This window comes from Alteromonas australica (genome assembly GCF_000730385.1).
Lineage (GTDB): Bacteria > Pseudomonadota > Gammaproteobacteria > Enterobacterales > Alteromonadaceae > Alteromonas > Alteromonas australica.
Genome location: NZ_CP008849.1, coordinates 2958600 through 2979385 on the forward strand (window position 1 = coordinate 2958600; position 20786 = coordinate 2979385).

Genomic DNA, 20786 nt, shown 5'->3' on the forward strand with positions numbered 1-20786 from the left:
CCAGTCTCAGTTAGGCTTTCTTTATCTTTCGCCCAAATCTCATCATTCTGTTGGTTAATTTACGTGAAACTTACACACCTAGCCGCAACTTTGGCTTAAATTACCGTTCATAAGTGCACCGATAATCACGATTAAAAAAACATGAAGAATGCTCTAACTACTTTATCGCTTACAGCAATGGCTGTGACTACACTGATCTCAGGCTGTGCGAGTAAACCGCCTATGCCTGAAATAGGTGAAACCTTTTTTGAAACAAAAATAAACCCTGATGGTACAAAGCTGTTCGCATTTAGCATTAGTACACCAAAACCTGAAGGAAGAGGGGCTGGCGGTAGAAAAGGTGGAGGCGGTGGTGGCCGTGGCGAAGGTCGTGGCCCACGTCCAGATGGCGAAGAAGGGCAATCGCGCGGTGGGTCAAACAATCGTCAAGAGCAGCAAATGGATATGCTTTACAACGCTCTCGATGAAAAACTTGCTGAAACTCGCTATTGTCGTGATGGGTACATTGAAATTGACACCCACGAGACTGAAGATCGCGTACATATTCTTGGAGAATGCAACGATGCTGCAAACGAACTAGACAGGTTGGACTTTCCTAACCCTTGATGGGAAAAAAGGAAGTGCCTATTTTCGCATGTTTTAGTTTGCCTAAAAATTGGGTAACCTCACGACTTCCCTCTTGAGGTGCCCAGTCAGCAAAGCCTTTGTCTTCGTTGGCATCATAGGGCCCTTGCTTAACTTCCATAAATATCACTGGCGCATCACATACAGTGGCATGCCATGTTAAAGGCGGTATTTGTAACCCACAACATTCTCCTCCCGCTTGCAAGGTAACACGCTTTGTTAGGCATCCGTCATCATCGAAAAACAGAATATCGATACTCCCTTCCAGCACCATGAAAAACTCCCATTTATGGGCTTGCGTATGCCTATGCGGGCGGACGTAGGAGTCAGGCATCATTGCTATAAACAAGCGTTGAACCACGTCATCGTAATGCTCATGAACGTTATAATTTGCGCGTCTTCGGGGGCTTAACTCGGCGTCTCTTTTAAGGGATGAAAAAACATCGCTGTCGAACAGTTTCACGTCTGCCATTGTGCTTCCTGTGCTTGGTTTTCCTAAACCTTTACCATATAACGCATCCTACTTTTATAGCAATAGGTGTGTGGAAGCTGATGCAGTACCCTAGCAGCAAAAAAAAAGGCGTGCTGTAAAATGCACGCCTTCAATAAAGGTAGGTCACGGGTTAAGGCTTTAAAAATTAAGCTTCGTTAGCCCGTCAGATAAAAGTGATTTTACCTGCTGCCCTTCTTCAGTATCAAGGTAGGCTTTAGCCCCTTCAACAATCTGCATAATTTGCTGAGTGTCTAAGCCTAAGGCGTCAAACTGTTTTTTAAGCTCATTGACGGACTGAAGCTGTTCACTGTAACTCGCGGCTTTGTCTAGCAATCCGCCTAACGCGCCAGAAGAGGTTACCTGGCTAACATCGGGAACCTGCTCTACTAGTTCATCAAGGCCAGGTAAGGACTGTGCGAGTTGCGTGAGTTGCTCTGCAGACAGATTGTTTTGCGCATAATTGAAAATTGATGCTAATCCACCCTCTGCTTGTGTTTCTGTGATACCTACGCTATCACTTACTGCCGCCACCATCGCCTGAATGCTTGGACCGTTCTCGGTTTGTTCAGAAATACCGAAAAAGTCTTTTACCGAATCTAACCAACCCTCTGCATGACTTTGTGGGGTGACAGCCAAGGCTGCTGTTAAGATAAGCGGTGATAAATATTTCATTGGTAAACTCCATTAATCATTATTGTAAGTAGCGCGTTCCGCTCAACCCCTGTGGGTGGAGATTGCACAGAAGAATAAAGCCAATAGCCTACCGGTAGTGAAAATTACTGCAATTAGGCAAAGGGCTATATTTAATTAGGACTTCAACAATAAGGCATAAAAAAAGCGCCTAAGAGGCGCTTTTTACATCGTAGAATTTCACCGGCATTAGAATAGTACCGGTAGCGAGAGACATGCCATATCCCGGCCCTTCGTTATCAATGACCGACCCCGGTAAATAGAAGCGCTTATTTGCATCTAAACCATATAGCGCTGCGTCCATTACTTGCCACTTATTATCGTGCCAAACCTCTGTCCAAGCATGGCCATAAGCGGTGACCCCTACTTCATCTTCAATGATCACCGTGCCGAACACCACGCGCCCCGGTTTGCCCAGTGCTCGCATTAATGCCGTGGTTAATACCGCAAATTCTGTACAATCTCCGCTTTTTTCGCGCGCCACTGTAGAGGCAAAATTAAACCCATGAATGTAGGTAGTATCATCAATATATTCACTGACGTACTTTTCCGCCTCTTCGACGGAAAATGGACCTGTATATTGGGTGGCAAAAGCAGCGGTAAACTGAGTCGTGCTATCTTCATCCAAATCAATCACGAAACTGGCTGAAGTATACTGTTTAATCACTTCGCCCTGATACTCTGGGCGCAATACCATCGTCAGAGTAAGGGCATCTTTAGCAACGTGCTGCACTTCTATGCCCGACCACTGCGTTAACGTTTGCGCAATTTTTTGCGCAGAGTTAGACGACAAAGTGAGACTAATTCGCTCCCCCAATGCCCCTTCATGATCTTCGCTTAACGAAATTGCCACGTTCGCAAAGGAGGGGTCACTTTGCCCATAGGTGGCAGTGGCAAAGCATGACAGCAACACCAAAGGCAAAACGTGTTTTCTACACGAAATCATAGGCTGGGTACGCCTTGCGTATAAATAGATTTCATAAAGATATTGATAGGCCCCTGCGCCATGACGCCGTGCTTAAAGATACCGTTATCTTCTGCATAGAAATCCAAAACCATTGGGCCCATATCAATCTTCATGTTGGCATCTTCGTTACCCGTCACTTTGCTCAAGGTAATTGAAATAGCCGACACTGGGTCAGCATCCGGTGTCCACATTTTAAATTGGGCGCTTTCTGCGTCACTTTTTATTAAATCCGCGGTTTCTAAATAACTACCAAAATCTGATAATAACCAGCCATCATAGGCTAAGTCTGCAGATACCGCCTTGCCTTGAATCTGCCCTTCTACATGCCACTTATCGTCAGCCACTGAAATTTCAAACTCTGAGGATAAAACGCCATTATCAATAGTGTACGTACTGCCGTTAATAAGCGAACCATCAGGACGACTCCATGAAATATCCGCCGAATCAGTACGGGAAACGGTATTGGCATCTACCGGCACCAACAACGCGGTTTCGCTTTCTATCATGACGTCGCCATCGGCATCCTTAGTATACTTTTCTACAGCGAAGCCCATAGGAATATCATTGATACGCATTTCATACACAGACTCGAAGAAGGGCGCATCGGCGGGCTCGCTGTTAAAGGTGTTTACAAATGAAGAAAAGACGTCGAAAAAGATGTCGCGGTAACCCAGTTCGTTGTGCACACAAATTTCTAAGGTGTCGTTGGTTTGCGCAGAATAGGCCTTAATCATTCCAGCTACCTTTTCTTCTCCTTCGCCTAAGTGGTAGAGAGTATCTAACTGCAAGTAAGGCGTATTGCCTATAACACCGGTATCAATGGCGTAGTTGAATTGTGCCGAACGGGTTTTTCCGTTTAATTCTGCGGCACCATTTAAGCTTAAATCAACAATAGCATGCAGCGAGTTTGCCGGGCCATCGTACTCGTTAAACACGTAGCACTCTACAGGCGTAGGCGTGCCAATATCAATATGGTAGTACCATGTACCTTCGCTTTCGTCTACTAACGAAATCTCACCTTTCACTTTGCCTTTGGCTGCAACGGACGCAAGGGAAAAGTCACTTTCTTTGGTGACGTCAATGCTTCTCGACATCGCTGTTTTAAACCATTCTGGAAAGGTTTCAATAGGGATAAAATCTTTTGCGAGGACAGACGTAGAGCTGCATGTTAAGGCTAGGGCAATAGAGGTAAATACAGGCGAAAGCTTCATAGCATATCTTCCTTGATTATAGTTATTGTTAAATCACGCTCTTGGGCGCAGGTTGTATGAATTAGGTTACGCAATTAACAAATACTTTTCCATTAAATTACGTAACTGGGTGTAACATTCCGCATCTATTACGACTAAAGACTAATTCATACAGGCGATGAAGCACTGGCTCAATATCACATTGGGCTTAACGCTTTTTCATTCTCTTGCTTTGCGCTTCTCGTTTTTCGTTACGTTTTTCTTTCCTTGCCCGCTTGTCAGGCGTTAACGACCCCTCTTTAAAGCGTTGTTTTCGTTTCGCTTTATCTGCCTCTTTTCTTGCAGCCGCTTCCGCTATTTCTATTTTTTCCTGTTCCACCATAGCGGGGGTTTCCAAGGTAATACGGCCGAGCTTTCCAGATTGCAATTCATTAAGCAGAACTTCACAGATTTTATGTAAGTTTACTCGCCCGCCAGCCATAATAGCGCCGCGTTTTCGTGCCGCTGCCTCTAAAAAGGCAAGTTCAGTGTCCGGCAAATCGTCCAATTTGTAAGTGGACTTCATGACCTCTGGGTAGGCTTTGATCAAGTAGTCAGCAGCAAAAAAACCAACATCATCGTATTCCATTGCCGTGTTCTTCACAGCCCCCGAAGAGGCAAGCCGATAAATAGAATGAGGGTTTTCTAGTTTTGGCCAGAGTACACCTGGGGTATCAAACAGAATAATTCCGTCCCCTAAATTTATTCGTTGCTGGCTTTTTGTTACCGCAGGCTCGTTACCGGTTTTAGCAATAATACGGTCGGCCAATATATTAATTAACGTTGACTTCCCAACATTGGGAATCCCCGTGATCATGGCTTTAATTGATTTGTGTTGCACATCTTTGTGAGCAAACATTGTTTTAATCATGCCCATAATCTGTTTACTGCTACCGGGTTTATCACTGGAAGTAGTGATGGTTTTCACGCCACGCTCTGCTTCTAGGTGTGCTTGCCATTGAGCCGTCATCTCTGGATCAGCCAGGTCAAATTTATTGAGAATTTTAATGCACGGCTTATCGCCCCGAATTTTTGCAATTTCCGGGTTTTCACTGGAATAAGGAATGCGTGCATCCAGCACTTCAATTAAAATATCAACTTGACTAAGAGACTCTTTAATCTCTTTAAGGGCTTTGTGCATATGCCCCGGAAACCATTGTAACGCCACGTTATTCACCTTTTTATTGGCGGCAGCGAGATCACGTCATGACATTTCTCGCCGCATTAAAATTTGGATTAAGCCGCTTATTGAGACAATTGATAAGCGCATATATTCACTGCGCTAGCTAGGTTTAATGAATCTATTTTACCACTGCCGGCAATGGTAAATGCACTAGCGTTAACTTCCACTAAGGTGTCTCTGGGCACGCCCCGCGCCTCGTTGCCAAACAAGTAACATTGGAATTCACTAAAATCAGGGTCGGATATCGCCTTGCCCTGCATATCTAAATACGCAAAGTGAGAAAACCTTTCTGATAAACTCAACAAAGGCACATCAAGTTCAATGGGGACATGAAAGATAGCCCCCATACTTGCCCTAACAACTTTTGAATTGAAAGGGTCCACGCTATTTGGACTAAGCAACAAGTTAAAATTGCCAAACCACGCTAGGGATCGCAATATTGTTCCTAAATTTCCTGGGTCTTGCACTTCGTGTAAGTAAACATACCTCCCCCCTGTCACTTCAATCTCTTGTGGCTTGGCCGGCATGGGGACACAAGCAATAATACCTTGCGGAGATTGAGTATCACTCAGTTGTGACATTTGCTTTTGGGTTACTTCGACGAGTTCAAAAGAGGGATTTAGCGCCTGTGCCCAAGATAGGTATTCAGCCGTGACATAAAGGGTGATATCACCCATTGACGACAAATTGGCTTTCACCAATTCAAGAACAAGGTGCTCCCCTTCTACCAAATAGTGTTTAAACTGATTTCGGTACTTTTTTTGGTGCAGCTTTTTTACGTCATCTAATTTCATGGTTACCACTTACGCATTCAATTGGCGGAGCATTTTAGTTACACGCTAGTGTGTTAACTGACACGTGCTAAAAGCGCGACACTTTACACTATAGCGTGTTAACTGTAATCGCATTTTACTGAAATCTGGCGTAGAAGAAACATGAGATGAAAAGGAAAAAAGGCCAGCACGTAAGGCTGACCTAAAAAGAAAGATTAATGCTCTCTATTGCGAACAGGTTACGCTGCCCTACTGATAGTCAGAATAGTGATACTCACCATTTAAGGTATTATTGATATTCTCAACGAATCCTTTTGCCTTCTCAATATCCTCAAACAGGAAGTTATAGTCGTTGTGCTCTGCATCTTCTTCGTCGGTAACGAAAACATGCACACCACCTTCACTAAGGGATAAGTATAACCTGCCCCCTAAATCTATACTGCCATCGTCGTTTTTGCTAAACGCATAGGTGGCGTCCACCTCGTCAAAACGGCTGTCGGTATAGATATTTACTTCACCATCAGCAAACTCAACGAAGGCCATACCCCACGTTCCGTCTTCTTGCACATCGACAAGTGCGAGTGGCGTGCCGGCAATGCTATCGAAAGAGGCGGCAGATGTTTTATCTCTAAGTAGCGCTTCATAATCATCGGCATCAGATGAGGCAAAAAACACAATTGCAGGTGCTTCATTAAACAGGTTCACGACGAAGTTATCGTTTCGGTAAAGCAGGGTTTCAACCGAGGTAGGTTTCCCTGTCGCGCCTTCATCGAATAACACACTGTTATCGGCACCTACGGCATATTCACCCTCAGCACTCCCTTTAATCGAAGACGCTGTTGCATAGGTTCCGTCAGCATTGAGGATAATGGTGAAACTTACATCGTCATACTCGGTTACCTCATTTTGCGCAACGCCGTAAAGCTCGGAGCCTATAAACGCTCTAGGGTCTATTAAGTCCAAATACGCTTTTGGCGGAGACATCGGAAGGTATTGATTATCAGGCAGTGGAACAGGTACAGGTCGCGCGATTTGTTTTGATATTCTTCGATTATCGAAGGTTAAGTAATCGAATACTCCGTCGAATCCATCACTGCCACTCGAGGTGTAAAAATCGAATTTGTGGGTATTGGTTACGTGGTATGCGTTCCCTTCCAAAGCGAACAAATTCCAATGGCGTTCATTGTAAAGGTAGCAGCCTGCATCGGAACCGAAACACCCTGGCCAACTATAATCTTCAAACCGATTGCGGGTAATGCTAAGTCCACCGTTATCCGTTACCTTCCATTCCCCATACATAACGAGCATCTCATCGACCGAAATAGCGCCGTCACCATTGTCGTCGGCCGTTTCAATGCTGTAGGCCTTTCCATTTGGCCATAATTCCCACCAAAACTCATTGATTGTTTCACCGTCGAAAGCGTATGTGTAAACACCGGGCACATTTGCAATGTCAAATTTAATGTTGCTGTCAACTTCGCTACCAGCATCCACTTTAAACGAGTTTACGGCGCCATCAGCAGATGTTCCCGATACTGCATATAACGTCACCCCTTCACTATTGGTTAACTGTAAATAGCGCAGCTCTGCCCCATCATCAAACGTAATAACCAGCTCATTCACCCCATCATCCACGGTGGAAGGTTGTGTAATCCAAGTGAACCCGGCGCGTTCTAGCTGAGTTTCTCCACTGCCCTGAGGTGAAAAGCTAAATATATCAGCCCCCCTATTGTAAGCGGTGATCGCGTCATCAGGAGAAGGGAACAAGATCCCTGGAACTGGCAGGGATAAAATGGTTTCACTGTCATTGTTTAGCGCAACCTCAGATACATTATCTACCGATATTGCCGTTATCTGTTTAACCGGGTCATTATTATGAAGCTCGTCGCTTAACTCACCATTTGGGTAATGGGTGGTATATACCGAGAAAAATTCAAGGGAAAGAATGCCTTCTTTGTCTGAAAGCAAGCGATACTGCAATTCATGGTAAATATACTCAACGGGCACATAATACTGTATACCATCGAGGACGATATTCGTGTTTGATGAAACAGTATAGTCGCCCTCGTTAAAGCGCAGTATCAGTTTGCCGTCGTCGTTGGTAAGGGTAGCCTCAACGTCCGTGTCGAAGGCAGTGAAACGCGCACTATTGTCATCGATAATCTGTACAAAACTACCTGGGTGTGTAATGAGGGGATTATGATAATCAGAGACATAAAAACTTATCGGGTCACTATCGCTACTCACTTCAATAAGATCAGGGTCGGCGACAATTTCCTGGTAGGCGTCTTCATATTCTTGAGTATTTTCGACAACCTCAAGGTACGCTGCCGCGACGTCTGTGTTTTGCGCTAAAGCCAATGTGTCTTCAATGCCTTCCGGCAGTGCTAAACTGCTATTCGCTGGCGCTTTATCTATGGCCACTTTAATTGCCGTCGCTAACGCAAACATTTCCTCTTGAGACACTCTTAGGTTAAGTGCTGCCAACATTTCATCATCAACAACAGGCTCTCCTAGGTTTTCGCGCAAAATAAGTGCTGAATTTGCCGTCGTTACATTGGTAACATTGACATCAAAGAGTTCATCTTTGGTGAGTAAGCCATTGTCGTTTGAAGCCTGATTTAACGCATCGGCGGTACCCAAAATCGACATCAACCTAGCGTGTGACTGGTCATCCTTACCTTGCGCCACAACAGAAATCATTTGCGCCCCATCATCGTCATCTAGACTTAATGAAATTACGTAATCACCTTGCCCATCTGCAGAGCTGGTAACCTCTTCGTCGCCGATGAAAAAAGTCACGGTAGCATCGACAATCGGTGAGTCGGTAACTCGCCCTGCAATCTCCAAATTTATTTGCTTTTGCGTCACCTCGACATTAACCGATTCGCTGACTGTCACGCCTTCATCGTCGGTGACACTCACGGAAAACGTGAGTGTTTCGTCTTGATCAACCGACGGTGCATCAAAGCTCAACGTTGCCGTGTCTGCATCGACTAAAGTCACTTCTGTACCTTGAGTTTGTTGCCAGCTATACGAAACCACGTCCCCATCATCTGAAGCTACAGCCGTTAAGGTTACGGCCTGCTTTTCTTCCACCACCTTGGCAGCCACGGAAACGCTTGGCGAGGCATTCACATGGGTAACAGTCACATTCACACTGTCAGCGCTAGTGTCTGCGTCATCGTCCGTTACCGTGAGTTCAAAAGTCAGTGTTTCAGAAGGGTTAACATCCGGCGCTGTGAAGCTCACTGTTGATGTATCTGCGCCTGTTAATTCAACGGTAGCACCTGCTACCTGGACCCAACGGTAAGTGACAACGTCACCGTCTTCATCCGTTACTGAACTGACAAGTGTCACCTCTGTGAGTTCATCTATGGTGATATCATCGCCCGCATCTACCACGGGGGCTTGGTTGGCAATTTCTTCTACAGGCTCTTTTTTGTCGTCATCGTTACAGCCACACAAGGCCACAAGAAGTGACGCAGCAATGACACTTTTTTTATATTTTTTTGAGACCAACATTCTACTTCCTTTCCGGTTAAATCAATTCAACGCTGACGAAATACCCATCGAAATCTGCACAAATAATAATCGCAACCTACCTTGCATTTCCTTCCTCAATTCGCGCAATCGCCTATTTTTTCTACCGAAAAAATCTTTTTGTTTTTTTTTGGAATACGCCGTTTAATTTTCTTACTACGTTGTGAGTGGACACTTCTGCATAGTGACGCCTTACCGGAATTTACGTAGTAAAAAGGCAAGATGGCATGCAAGGAAACAACACGCTTTTCTACCGTTCGTTTGCAGAAAAATTTGAGCAACAATTGAATTTGGAGATATCACGAAGGCAAAACCCTAAAGTATTCATTGTTTCGGACATTCGGGTTCAGGAGTTAGCAAAGAGACTCAACATGGATGTTTCTAATTTAAGAAGGCAATGCCAAAAACATTACCAAAAGTCGCCAAAAGCACTTATTGATATTTATAGAATCAGGAAAGCAAGAAAACTATTATCAAAGGGAATACGGCCCTCGGTAATTGCAGCTCAACTTGGGTTCTATGAGCACAAAACATTCTCTACGGTATTTAAAAGGCACGTTGGCATTGCGCCTAGCGAATTTATTAAAAGCCACTGCGCTTTTGATATTTAACGCGTCGGAAGGTATCCGATAAAGACTAGTGCGGATTAACCACCGTAAAGCGCTCTTCTGACACCGCCCAATATCCGGTGTTCGAAATGATAAGAATTTTATAGGCGTTACCTTGGCCATTAAATTGCGCTGGGTCGAGTGTATAGTTGCCGTTGTTTTCCACTCTATCACTAACCATGTACCAGCGACGCTTAACCACCGTGGGGTAATGAGCACCATTTCCACTACCGATATTATGCGGACTATCATGCAGGACATAAATCGCGACGGTATCTCCCTTGAGTATGTTGCTATTCCACTCAATGCTGTTGGCCTTCCCCACTTGGTACACCTCAAAAGCAAGGGGCCGATGCACGGCATCAACCAGTAAATTTTGGTTCATGAGCTGCTTAAGCCCATTGTTTTCTGTCAGGCCGGATTCTATGCCGAAGAACCCATCGCTTAATGCCCAATAACCTTTATCTGATACCGCCATTACCTTAAAGCCCTGAATACCGTTTGCAGACATAACAAGGGGGTCTATCCATTCACTTCCGTCATTTTCAATATTTGCCGCAAATCGGTGCCAGTGCGTTTTTTGCACATCATCCCACAGAGAAAAAGCTTCTGCGTCGTAGTGATGTCGGTGATTGATATACAATGATATTTGATCGCCTGGCAGTACCTGAGGCAGCCACTTAATCTCGTAAAGTTCGCCCATTTTCAGCATTTCAGCTTTCCCCGGTGCAGTTATACCTGTCACCCGTCGATTACTGAAAATGATGTTTTCTCCTACAAGCGTCTTCACACTTATACTGTCAAACGCAGGAAATAGGAGGCTCTCAGGATTTAATGCACTTGCAAGCGGGCGAAGGAAGTCCTGTTCTTCGTTGCCTTGGTTAAGGGAATTTAAAACTTCGGCCGCTTTTTCAGTATGTTGGATTTCTGCATATGCCGCCAATAACGCCAGCTTTGCTGCTCTTTTAGGGTTGCGCAATTTTTCACCATACTCTACGGCCCACTTAGTCAGTCCAGCCCTTAATGCTGTATGGATAATCAATCCGGCATTTTCTTCTGCCACAGCAAATTGCGTTAACCGATCAACGTCGCTGCTTGACACCTCTTGCGCTAAACCAGTCTTACTCGCTAGCAGTAGTAATTCAGCATAAAATTGAGCGCTGTAAGTCAGCTCATTGGGGCGGTTAAACCATAACTGGTAGTAGGTAACAACTTCGTTAAATTTATTGGTAAAGTAGCTAGCAGCGAGATGCTTCACGCGAATTCGTTCACACCTTGCACTTTTCTTTTCGCCACACTGTTTTACCGCCAAAGAGATATAAGACGCACTCTGAGCATATTGTTTGGTATACATGTGATAATTAAACTGTTGTTCAAGAACCGTTAGTAGCTGCTCATCAAACAGGGGCTGCAGACTGCTGTAGATGGTTTGCTGACGAATGAGTAGCATTTCCAGCATGATTTCGTCTTCAACGTCGCTGGCAACATAAGATAACCCAGCATATATTTCTGCTAGCTCGGGGTTTAAAGGATTAAACGCAGCCTCTGCATTCAACAAGGCCGCTTGTAGGGTACTTCGTCCTTCTTCTTTTAACGCTAGCGCCGCTTCCGCTTGCGCTTTTAAGGTAAGAAGCCAGGCTTTTTTATAAGAGGAATAGGTTGACCGATCGATACTGCTTAATGACGTGAGAAGAAATTCAGGATCGGTGGCTAACCAGTGTGACCACCTGACTTTATTTAAGTAGAAAGTTTGGTCGTCGGTTAAATGGCCAGGAAACTCACGCTCAATACGAGATAACTCATCTAATAAGGGTACGGTGTCATCAAGCTTTTTAGCAATATTCAGCGCTAAAAACTGACCATTAAAATTCGTCGCGTCAGTAGCGCGGTTATACGCTTCCCCCCATAGTTTAGCTTCTTCATACTCGCCTCGCTGATAAGCGGCTTTTGCCTGAATGTAGAACCCCTCAGGGGTTTGTTTTGGCAACTGAGAGATTACCTCTTGCGCTTGTTTTAAATACCCCAAATTAAGCAGGCTATTTGACAAAGTAGATAAAATTGATGCTTTACTCATTTCATCCACTACCTTCGACCCGTGGACCAATTTCACCCCTTCTTTAATAAAGTCAGCTGCGCTTAATGCACTACCTTTCGCCGACGTGGGTGTATTTGCCTGAAACAGCTCGTGATAAAAACTGAGAATTTGTTCATTCTTGTTTGCTTCAAACAGCAGTTTATTATTTTGTAGCCACAGAATACTTATCCCTGTAAGCAATACCAATGGGAGCGCGAGGGTTAAAAAGGCGGTAGTAGGCGAACGTTGAAACCACTTTTTCATTAAGTAACGTCGGGAACTGTTAAACCAGCGAAGGGGTTTATTTTCACGGTACGCATCTAGGGCATCTTTAAACTGCTCAGCACTTTTAAAGCGCGCTTGTGGCGTCGCGGTTGTGGCTTTTTCGATAATGGCAGCCACTTCCTTGTCTTGGGTGTCTGGGAATAAAAACGCCATCACCTTACCCAGCGAAAATACATCATCGGTAACATTGGCTTTCTGCCCGTTTCGCAATTGCGGGCTAGAAAAATCTGAACTGGCGGCTTTAAGGTACTGACTATCCGCATCATTGAGTGAAGAGGCTATGCCAAAATCAAGCAACTTGGGGCGATGACTGTCATCCAGTACAATATTTGAAGGCTTAATATCCGCGTGAACTATACGGTTTTGATGTGCTTCGGTGAGTGCGCTACACAGTTGAATAAGACAAGAAATCCTCGCCGACTTAGTCAGGTTTTCCTGGCCAAATTCACTGAGTGGTTTACCCTGAATGTACTCCATAACTATGTACGGAACACCGTCGTCTCTAACGTCAATATTGAACACTTTTGCAATATTCGGGTGGTTAAGATTCGCCAGAAACTGAGCTTCTCGTAATATAAAGTGCTCGCCCGCAATATTCGCAATAGACGAAAAAACAAACTTGATCGCTACGTGCTGGGTAATCGTACCGTCATTGCGCTCACCGAGATAAACGGAAGACATCCCTCCCTGCCCCAGCTTTTCTACTAATCTGTAGGGGCCGAATTGCTGCCCTTCCAGAGATTTTTCAATGTGATCATCAGAAAAAAACTCGGCTTGCCCACTAATGATAGACGTGAACCCACCTTTTTCTTGTACGGTGTAATGCGCATCAATTAAAGCGAGGGTCTCTTCAAACAAGGGCGTACCTTCTGCGCAAAAACGAGACACATTTTCACGCATACGTTCTTCATCAAGCGTAATTAAATGGGTAAATAACGAAAGCGCATCTGAAAACTGCATAAAAGCCTTTGAGCAAGTTTAGAAAGTCAATTTATGCGTGAGCACACTGAACTTTGAGAAAGGCTTTCGCCGCAGAGAGTTCGCTGTAAACCGTGGAGTTACTCAGGCTCATCTGAGTTTGTATTTGCTCCACTTCTTGTCCAAGATAAAAGTGGAGCAAGGCTATGCGATAGCATCTTTCATTGGCTTTTTCTAATGCGGTAAGGGCATTGTCAAATTCAACAAATAAGAAGGATTCAGTGGCGAGTTCAGGCAAGAGCACTTCAGACTGCAAGTCTGCTGTACGTTTTTTTGCTAGGCGCTTTTTCAATTCATCTTGAATCATCCAACGAACAAAAAGAGCGATATGGGTATAAAATTGTTGCCGACTGTCGAAAATCTCGTCTGGCGCGGTCAATTCTATGATGATGTCGTGAAGAATAGAGGTGGTATTAGGCAGTTTATCGGCGATATCCTTCTTACGTTGAACCCGCTTTACGCCGCGAATTTGTTTTTTAACAATATGTTTAAGATGGTAATACACCATGCTGCGCAACTGATTTGCACTATCAAGATCGTTGCTAACTACCCATTGGTTTAGTACCTCTGTGAAGTTATCTTGACCCCGAATGACCGAACCTACTTCCATGTTGCTTTCCTTTCTACATCTATACTGCTACGACACCATTGAGCCAAGCTCACTACACAACATCTTTACATTAGACCAAAACTTAGCAGATTTAAACAATATTAACAGTAACTTAAAAATAGATTGAGCGATTCCCCCGTGTATAGCGTGTGGTCAGCGAGGTGGCACCGACTATCACAAATTCAAACTAAACAGCATTATTAATAAAAAGTTGCCCTTACCCGCACTAACTCTCACACTAGGGTAAACCCATTAACCACAAAAATGATGTGAGTACGTTATGTCTTTCAATATGACTATTGATAATGAAATTGCACTTATTACTTTTGACGATGGCAAAGTCAATGCTGTAGGTTTCGGCCTTATTGACGCGTTTAATCAGGCACTCGATAGTGCGGAAGCAGACGCGAAGGCCGTGGTTATCTATGGCGGCGAGGGGAAATTTTGCGGCGGCTTCGATCTTTCAGTCATGAAAGGCGAGGACAAAGGCCAGCAACAGGCGTTGGTCAGCGCTGGGGCGGCTCTCGTTAAGCGGCTATACGCCTTTCCCAAGCCTGTTATTATGGCCGCCGAAGGCCATAGCATCGCCCTTGGCGCCATTTTTCTCATGGCTGCAGACTTACGCATTGGAAAAGATGGCGACACTAAATACGGTTTAAATGAAACGGCAATAGGTATGGTGCTGCCTAGTTTCGGCATGGAATTAGCCAAAGCGCGTCTCGCCAGTACTTCGCTAACCGAAGCATTACTATTTTCGCGTATTTATCAAGGTGAAGAAGCCGTGAAAGCGGGGTATCTCGATGCGGCAGTACCGCAGGATAACGTGCTAAACACTGCCATGAGTTATGCGGCTCAGTTAAAAATGCTTCCTTCTAGTGCATTTGCAGAATCTAAACGCCAATTAAGAAAAGAAACCTTAGAAAAAATGGGGGTCTAGGTTATACCTTCCCCCGTTAGCTAGGTTGCTATAGAAAACGAAAACAGAGGGCAGTTTGACAAACCGCCCTCTGTTTTCCAGCGCTAGTGGACTGGACCAGACACATCCTCAATATCAGATTTAAGCTTATTTCTCAGCCCTAACTCAAAACTTAGCTCTGCCAAAACGAACAATGGGCCTATGGCAAGCCCCATAATATCGTCCACAAAAGCAGGTTTTTTCCCCTCATAGTGGTGGCCGATAAATTGTAAAATCCACCCACCCACAAAAATGCCAATAGAAATACTCAGCCAAAGTGATGTTGTCATCATGGCAATCGGTTGCGCCAAATACACCATGGCAGCCGTAATAAGCGCCATTACCGCCCCCAGTCTTAGGTCAAGTTTGAGGTAAAAGGCATTGCCAATGAACCACACCACGACCGCCGGGCTAACCAAAAACTCACCAACAAATGGAAATACCCCTTGAGTATAAGGTCGACTCAATAAACAAAACACAGAAAATACAATGAGCGGAATGCCTATGTAATGCGTATAAATGTTTCGTTGATCCCTATGGTATTTTGCGTATTCAGATAAATGTTGCTCTAAGGTTTTCATTGTATTCACCCGCTATTAACAAATTATCTGTGAGCATACCGTGACAGGCATACATGAACTGTCAGCTTAACGACAATTCATATTCTGTTCACCCAGGCCAGCTATACTCAGTCTTTTCAACGCTCCTATGTCAGTAAATAAGGATTTTTTATGCGAAAGCACCTCATTTTGATAGCCCCTATCTTTGCCTTCTTTCTCGTATTATCAGGTGGTTGCTCGTCTACCCGTTCTCAGCAAACGACGTTGAAAACAAGCACAATGTTGCAAGGGCAATACACGGTGGAAGACGTAAATAAACGGGGAATTATCGACTATAGCCAGTTAACACTACGAGTAAATGGAAATCAGGTTTCAGGGAGTTCAGGCTGTAATCACTTTACGGGCAGTATAGAAAGCCAGGGGGACGCACTGCATATTTCGCAACTTGCCGTTACCCGCAAGCTGTGCCCAGAAGCCCTTATGCACCAAGAGCAACAATATATATCTTCCTTAGAGACAGTAAATACACTGTCTATTGATACGCCTTATATCCTATTGAAAAACAGTAACAACGACAATGTTCAAGTTAAACTACTAAAGACATCCCATGCATCTTCCCTCCAACCAAAGCGCCAAGACGCAAGCGCTGGCGTTACTCACCTATTCCAGTGTGAAGATATTGGCATGATATCAATGATGTTTGTGGGGCCGGAAACCATCACACTCACCACAGCAACAACAAGCCAGACACTCCACCGAGAGAGAAGCGCCTCTGGGGCAAAGTATCGTCATGGCGACATGGTTTTTTGGAACAAAGGTCAACAAGGTATTTATAGAGAGCAAGACCACACCTATCAGTGCGTAAGTGTTTAAAAACGCCAGGCCACGAACCGGCTTTGTTTTTGCCCCTGCCCCATGTTTAGTGTCTTAATTTCAGCAGCATTATAATAGTTCAGGCTGGTATTAATGGCCTTTAAATGAGCTGACTTTGACACTAAACAGGTAAACCACCCCACTTGGCTTTTCACCACAACGCTTTCTTTTATCATTGTTTGAATGAAGGCGAGCTCTCCCCCATCACACCATAATTCATTAGACTGCCCTTCAAAATTCAGCGGTGGCTTAGATGATAGACGGAGCCGGCCTTTATTATTGGCGCGTTTATTTTTATGTCGTGACAGGTTCGCTACTTTTTTCACACTGCCTTTATTCGCATCAGACGCAGATTTATGAAACGGTGGATTGCACATAGTAAACGAAAAATAGTCATCTTCATGGATGATACCTGAAAAGATGCATGCTTTATTCGGCTGATGCCGCACACTAAACAACGAAGAAAGCGGGGGATTGCGTTGAATGATAGTTTGGCAGTTCTCAATGGATTTTTTATCGATATCACTGCCAACAAATTGCCAACCAAACAGCTGACTTCCCAAAATAGGGTAAATGGCATTTGCACCAACGCCAATATCTAAACCTTTCACCTCACTACCAGATGCTCTTGGGGCTTTATTGGCGGCATCGGCCTGAAGTAAATCTGCAATGCCATGTAAATAATCAGCTCTACCTGGCACCGGTGGACATAGGTATCCAGCGGGAATATCCCAGTAAGTCATATTGTAATAGTAGGCAAGCAACGCAGTATTTAGCGCCTTAACGGCTGTAGGATTAGCAAAATCGATACTAGGCTGGCCACTTTTGGCTGGGGTGATGAATGCTTTAAGCGCGGGATGACGCTTACAAAGCTTATCCATCGGATATCCATTTTTATGGGCATTGTTCGGATGCATAGTCGCTTTTCAATACAAAGAATAAGTACACGAATGTCGTGCTTTAAAGGGAAAACGTGTGGCTCACTTCCATCTAGCTATTAAGTGATGAAGCACGGTGAACAGGATATCATATTGATAAACCTTACTCAGCTTTAGAACATGGTAAATAGGGTATAAGAGCAATGTCGTTGAATGTATCTAGGCAGACAGTGATAAATAACAGCGTGGGGATAAGAAGATGTTTAGCGCATAAGAGAATTGGGCTAAGTATCAGGCCCGCTCAGGGCGAGCAGGCCATGAAACTGTATACAAGTAGTTACTAATGAACTACGTAGCCAACCAGGCTAAGGTTATTCAGACAGGTTACGAACAACCACGTCTTGTGCAGTGTATTCACGTGCAAAATCTGCAATTTGCTTGTTATTACAGATGATGTTTTCACCTTCAAGGTTGTACTGAGCTAGCGCTTGACGTGCGCCAACTTTAATTGCTGCTAAGCATGCTTTAGATGCTACGTTTTCATTTTTAGCAACAAGAGCCACTGTTTTTGCATTGCTAGAAACTTCGTTGTTTCTGTACATGTGTGCAAATGTTCTTAGGCTTTCACCGTTACAACGCACTGTTGCGCTAAATGTTTCTGCATCGAATCCATTTTTTCTGATGAAGCGTAGCGCTGGACCGAAACCTTCAGTCGCCGCAGTTAAACAGGCTTGAGTTTCAATATTCGCGTTAACAGGCTTAAGTACCACATCTTTGGCAAAAGACGATACGCTGATAACAGAGAAGGTAAGAGCAAGTGCAAGAGTAGACAGTTTCATTTTGTATTCCTATTTCGTAACTAAATTAGATTTTCATCAAAGTACGGATACATTATGACCAAAAATTACAGAAAATAAAGCATTTTCTGTAATTTTATTACGAAAAATAGGAATTATACGTAAAGATCACGTCAAAACTGAAAGTCATTTACAAAAAGTTATAATTTACCTCAAACTTGTTACAAAAATGGCATTTCAGTTACCTCAATCCTTAGTATCCTCTGGGCTTTCGTGGCAAAGCGCTGCGTTAAATTCGAGGGAGCATTCTGATGAAAAACGAAAATGAGAGGGGAAAAAACCGTAGAAAAGGGAAATAAGCAGAAATTTCTAGCCCGCCAAAGGCGGGCATTTTGTTATTTTATTACAGAACAGAAGGATTGAACAAAGCGTCACTGCGCACATGCATCCCTTACAAAATTAAATCATGCATCCAGTTTAATGAAGGAAGTTGCAGCTCTGGTTGATAAAATAGTCGGTTTAGTCTGCCCAAGAGGTTCACTGGCCGACTGGGATCATGGGACTTCACTCTATGCTGGCTTTCCGTTTGTAAGAACTCCCACGGTTGTAAATTCAGTTCATCAATATGAGCTTGGCTTACACCTAGCGACGACAATGTAGAAAGTATGCGCTCGGTCTTGCTTTGCGTTATCGGTAAAATGGCATGGCTATAAAGGTCATTTAGGGGCGCCCCCACCGCTTCAAGTGTATGATATATGGCTGTCCAAACAGCATCATGATCGAACGTCCAGCCCCGTGGCGCATAATAACCTTCAACTTCCCATTCTAATTCTGCATTGCTGGCTGCCACAGAGCTTTCCACCTGAGGTGAATAGGATAAGTCAGGTTGGGCACCAATATTATATGCGTCCACACTCATCGCCACGCAAATGATAAGGTCGCCACAGGCGACTGAATTTCTATACAACGCCTCGAAAGCCGCGCGTTTTACCCCCATCCATCCGTGCACGCGTGAAGGCTGTTCAACAAAATGCCTCACATCGTTAGGCAAATCTTCGCCATAATTTTCTATTAACAAAGGAAGTGGATTTTGATCTGGCGCTTCGTCAGGCATCCAAACTTCGTATTCTTGCCTGTTGTCAGCTTTACCACGGCTTTTAATTCCGTAAGACAAATTAACAGGACGACAAATACTTCTGTCTTCATCTACTTTATGAAAATATTCAGATCGCATGCGTTTAATAAAAGGCGCATCTAAGCCGGCAAGCGCCGCCGTGGGATAGCGGTATCCAATTTCAGAATGCTTCACCATGCTCAATCCAGGAACATGCTCTACCAACTTTGATTTTACCCCCTCTAAAACATTCACTTTCGGTAAAACAATACTTCGTTCTGGCTCTATGGTCAGTCTCTGTCCGTCATCGGTCACAAACTTTGGTGTTTTATGAAATTCATACTGCGGGAAACCAAGCTCAGCAACGGCGGCATTACGGTAATGAGATAAATCGCTGAATAACGCGGCGTGGTTTCTTATATGTTTAAAAAGCGGGCGGTGTTCGTTCATGCTACTTCTTCCAAAATACGGCTAAAGGTACGGCCAAAGGAACGGCGTTTGGGGCTCATTTATTTGTGCTTGGTTCCAATTAGAATAACGTTTGAAAAATGAAAATCTTGTCACCAAACTACCCCGTTTTACATTCACCGTCTAGACGTAAAAACTTAAACCAAATATCTTCACCTACCTTATCGTAGGCTTTCACTATCTCGGTAAAGTCTCTACGCAACTGCTCATCAATAAGGGGCGCAGGAAGGAGAGGATCAAAAACAAGTTGACGTAAGGCTCTGTCGCCCACTAAATAACTGGCCTTTGCTGCGTCGTTTAAAGGCAACTTCGGCAATTGCGACAAAGACGTTTCTAACGCGGCTGCGCTTTCCCTGTAAGATTGTTCCAGTTGCGAGGTATTCCACAGTCGTTTCGCCTGCCCCTCATGTTCATCATCGAGTTGTGACAAGGCAAACACTAAGGCTGTTTTTTCTAACCCTATGCTATGCAGTTGGCTCCTCACCGCACTGACACCATTGCGGATATTATTGGGGCGTATGTATAAATCAGCTGAAAGTTGCTGCATGCCTACCAAGCTCAGCGCCCGTTCGCGAGCGCGAAAGGCTTTTCTGTCACTTTTTTTCAGTTCACTGGTATTCACACACACCCAATCGCCCTGCCATGAGCAAAGTAAAGACTCGGCTTCGCGCCAGTGATTCACTTGCTGTGCAAATGCAACACCTTCTGCGCCCAATGTATAGCACCCGCGCTGGGCTTTATTTAGCAAATTTGAGGCGACTAACCTATTCAGCGTCACCCGGATGTTGTTCTGTGAAATACCAAAAAGTGCGCCTGTTCTCACCGCACTTTGTACATCCATTCTCACCCCGTCTCTTGAACTAAATAGCTTAAGCAGCAAATGGCGGGGAACAGGCTTAGCGCTTTGAGGGGCGTGCGAGGGTGATGATAGGAATGGCATTGCGTTCACTAGGAAATTATTAAATAAAGATGTTTAAACACTGTACCCCAAAAGCAGAGCTCAACAAATGCAGAATTCTACCCCACCACCAATATTACACAATTTGACAATAATTACATTTGAGAGTAATAGTTGATTTATCCT

Annotated in this window: 18 protein-coding genes; 4 read left to right on the forward strand and 14 right to left on the reverse strand. The window is 44.3% G+C overall.

The genetic code is table 11. The features are described 5' to 3' along the window. The first annotated feature begins 183 nt into the window (after positions 1–183). On the forward strand, positions 184–606 hold the full coding sequence (locus tag EP13_RS13120; protein WP_231497868.1) for a hypothetical protein: 423 nt from the start codon (positions 184–186) through the stop codon (positions 604–606). Here the strand turns inward: EP13_RS13120 and EP13_RS13125 are convergent. The 7 genes from EP13_RS13125 to EP13_RS13155 form a co-directional block, all read right to left on the reverse strand. Continuing rightward, on the reverse strand, positions 596–1096 hold the full coding sequence (locus EP13_RS13125) for a WbuC family cupin fold metalloprotein (protein ID WP_044057681.1): 501 nt from the start codon (positions 1094–1096) through the stop codon (positions 596–598). The two genes, EP13_RS13120 and EP13_RS13125, sit on opposite strands and share 11 nt — an antisense overlap. A gap of 159 nt (positions 1097–1255) precedes the next feature. Then, positions 1256–1789 carry a DUF2780 domain-containing protein gene (locus EP13_RS13130; RefSeq protein WP_044057682.1) on the reverse strand — a complete coding sequence of 178 codons (534 nt, stop codon included), beginning with the start codon at positions 1787–1789 and terminating at the stop codon, positions 1256–1258. Between the two features lie 169 nt (positions 1790–1958). After that, positions 1959–2753 (reverse strand): transglutaminase domain-containing protein, encoded by a 795-nt coding sequence (locus EP13_RS13135; RefSeq protein WP_044057683.1) that lies wholly within the window; start codon positions 2751–2753, stop codon positions 1959–1961. Then, positions 2750–3985 carry a hypothetical protein gene (locus EP13_RS13140; RefSeq protein WP_044057684.1) on the reverse strand — a complete coding sequence of 412 codons (1236 nt, stop codon included), beginning with the start codon at positions 3983–3985 and terminating at the stop codon, positions 2750–2752. The genes EP13_RS13135 and EP13_RS13140 overlap by 4 nt, the downstream gene beginning before the upstream one ends. A gap of 187 nt (positions 3986–4172) precedes the next feature. Continuing rightward, positions 4173–5171 (reverse strand): ribosome biogenesis GTPase YlqF, encoded by a 999-nt coding sequence (ylqF, locus tag EP13_RS13145; RefSeq protein WP_044057685.1) that lies wholly within the window; start codon positions 5169–5171, stop codon positions 4173–4175. A 77-nt stretch (positions 5172–5248) separates the two neighbouring features. Then, positions 5249–5980 carry a TrmH family RNA methyltransferase gene (locus EP13_RS13150; RefSeq protein ID WP_044057686.1) on the reverse strand — a complete coding sequence of 244 codons (732 nt, stop codon included), beginning with the start codon at positions 5978–5980 and terminating at the stop codon, positions 5249–5251. Between the two features lie 228 nt (positions 5981–6208). Next, a complete protein-coding gene (locus EP13_RS13155; protein WP_044057687.1) occupies positions 6209–9484 on the reverse strand; it encodes a PKD domain-containing protein in 3276 nt (1091 codons plus the stop codon). Between the two features lie 245 nt (positions 9485–9729). On the opposite strand from EP13_RS13155, the gene EP13_RS13160 reads away from it, so the two are divergent. Further along, on the forward strand, positions 9730–10113 hold the full coding sequence (locus EP13_RS13160) for a helix-turn-helix transcriptional regulator (RefSeq protein ID WP_044057688.1): 384 nt from the start codon (positions 9730–9732) through the stop codon (positions 10111–10113). Positions 10114–10138: 25 nt separating this feature from the next. Here the strand turns inward: EP13_RS13160 and EP13_RS18915 are convergent, their stop codons facing one another. After that, positions 10139–13429 carry a serine/threonine-protein kinase gene (locus EP13_RS18915; protein ID WP_052364399.1) on the reverse strand — a complete coding sequence of 1097 codons (3291 nt, stop codon included), beginning with the start codon at positions 13427–13429 and terminating at the stop codon, positions 10139–10141. Between the two features lie 31 nt (positions 13430–13460). Further along, a complete protein-coding gene (locus EP13_RS13170) occupies positions 13461–14057 on the reverse strand; it encodes an ECF-type sigma factor (protein ID WP_044057689.1) in 597 nt (198 codons plus the stop codon). A gap of 280 nt (positions 14058–14337) precedes the next feature. Here EP13_RS13170 and EP13_RS13175 point away from each other — a divergent pair, with 280 nt between their 5' ends. Beyond that, positions 14338–14994: a crotonase/enoyl-CoA hydratase family protein gene (locus tag EP13_RS13175; RefSeq protein ID WP_044057690.1), complete on the forward strand. Its 657-nt coding sequence runs from the start codon at positions 14338–14340 to the stop codon at positions 14992–14994. 83 nt (positions 14995–15077) lie between these two features. Here the strand turns inward: EP13_RS13175 and EP13_RS13180 are convergent, their stop codons facing one another. Continuing rightward, positions 15078–15593: an Mpo1 family 2-hydroxy fatty acid dioxygenase gene (locus tag EP13_RS13180; RefSeq protein WP_044057691.1), complete on the reverse strand. Its 516-nt coding sequence runs from the start codon at positions 15591–15593 to the stop codon at positions 15078–15080. A gap of 150 nt (positions 15594–15743) precedes the next feature. Here EP13_RS13180 and EP13_RS18920 point away from each other — a divergent pair, with 150 nt between their 5' ends. Then, positions 15744–16445 (forward strand): META domain-containing protein, encoded by a 702-nt coding sequence (locus tag EP13_RS18920; protein ID WP_052364400.1) that lies wholly within the window; start codon positions 15744–15746, stop codon positions 16443–16445. Here EP13_RS18920 and rlmF read toward each other — a convergent pair. From rlmF to EP13_RS13205, 4 genes are all read right to left on the reverse strand, one after another. Then, complete coding sequence (gene rlmF / locus EP13_RS13190) at positions 16442–17362, reverse strand: 23S rRNA (adenine(1618)-N(6))-methyltransferase RlmF (protein ID WP_044057692.1); 921 nt, start codon at positions 17360–17362, stop codon at positions 16442–16444. The genes EP13_RS18920 and rlmF overlap by 4 nt on opposite strands. Positions 17363–17694: 332 nt before the next feature. Next, positions 17695–18162 carry a hypothetical protein gene (locus EP13_RS13195; RefSeq protein ID WP_044057693.1) on the reverse strand — a complete coding sequence of 156 codons (468 nt, stop codon included), beginning with the start codon at positions 18160–18162 and terminating at the stop codon, positions 17695–17697. Between the two features lie 409 nt (positions 18163–18571). Next, positions 18572–19684 carry a hypothetical protein gene (locus EP13_RS13200; RefSeq protein ID WP_044057694.1) on the reverse strand — a complete coding sequence of 371 codons (1113 nt, stop codon included), beginning with the start codon at positions 19682–19684 and terminating at the stop codon, positions 18572–18574. Positions 19685–19802: 118 nt separating this feature from the next. After that, the gene (locus tag EP13_RS13205; RefSeq protein ID WP_044057695.1) at positions 19803–20543 is read right to left on the reverse strand and encodes a PaaX family transcriptional regulator C-terminal domain-containing protein; all 741 of its coding nucleotides are present in this window, start codon (positions 20541–20543) and stop codon (positions 19803–19805) included. Positions 20544–20786: the final 243 nt, after the last annotated feature.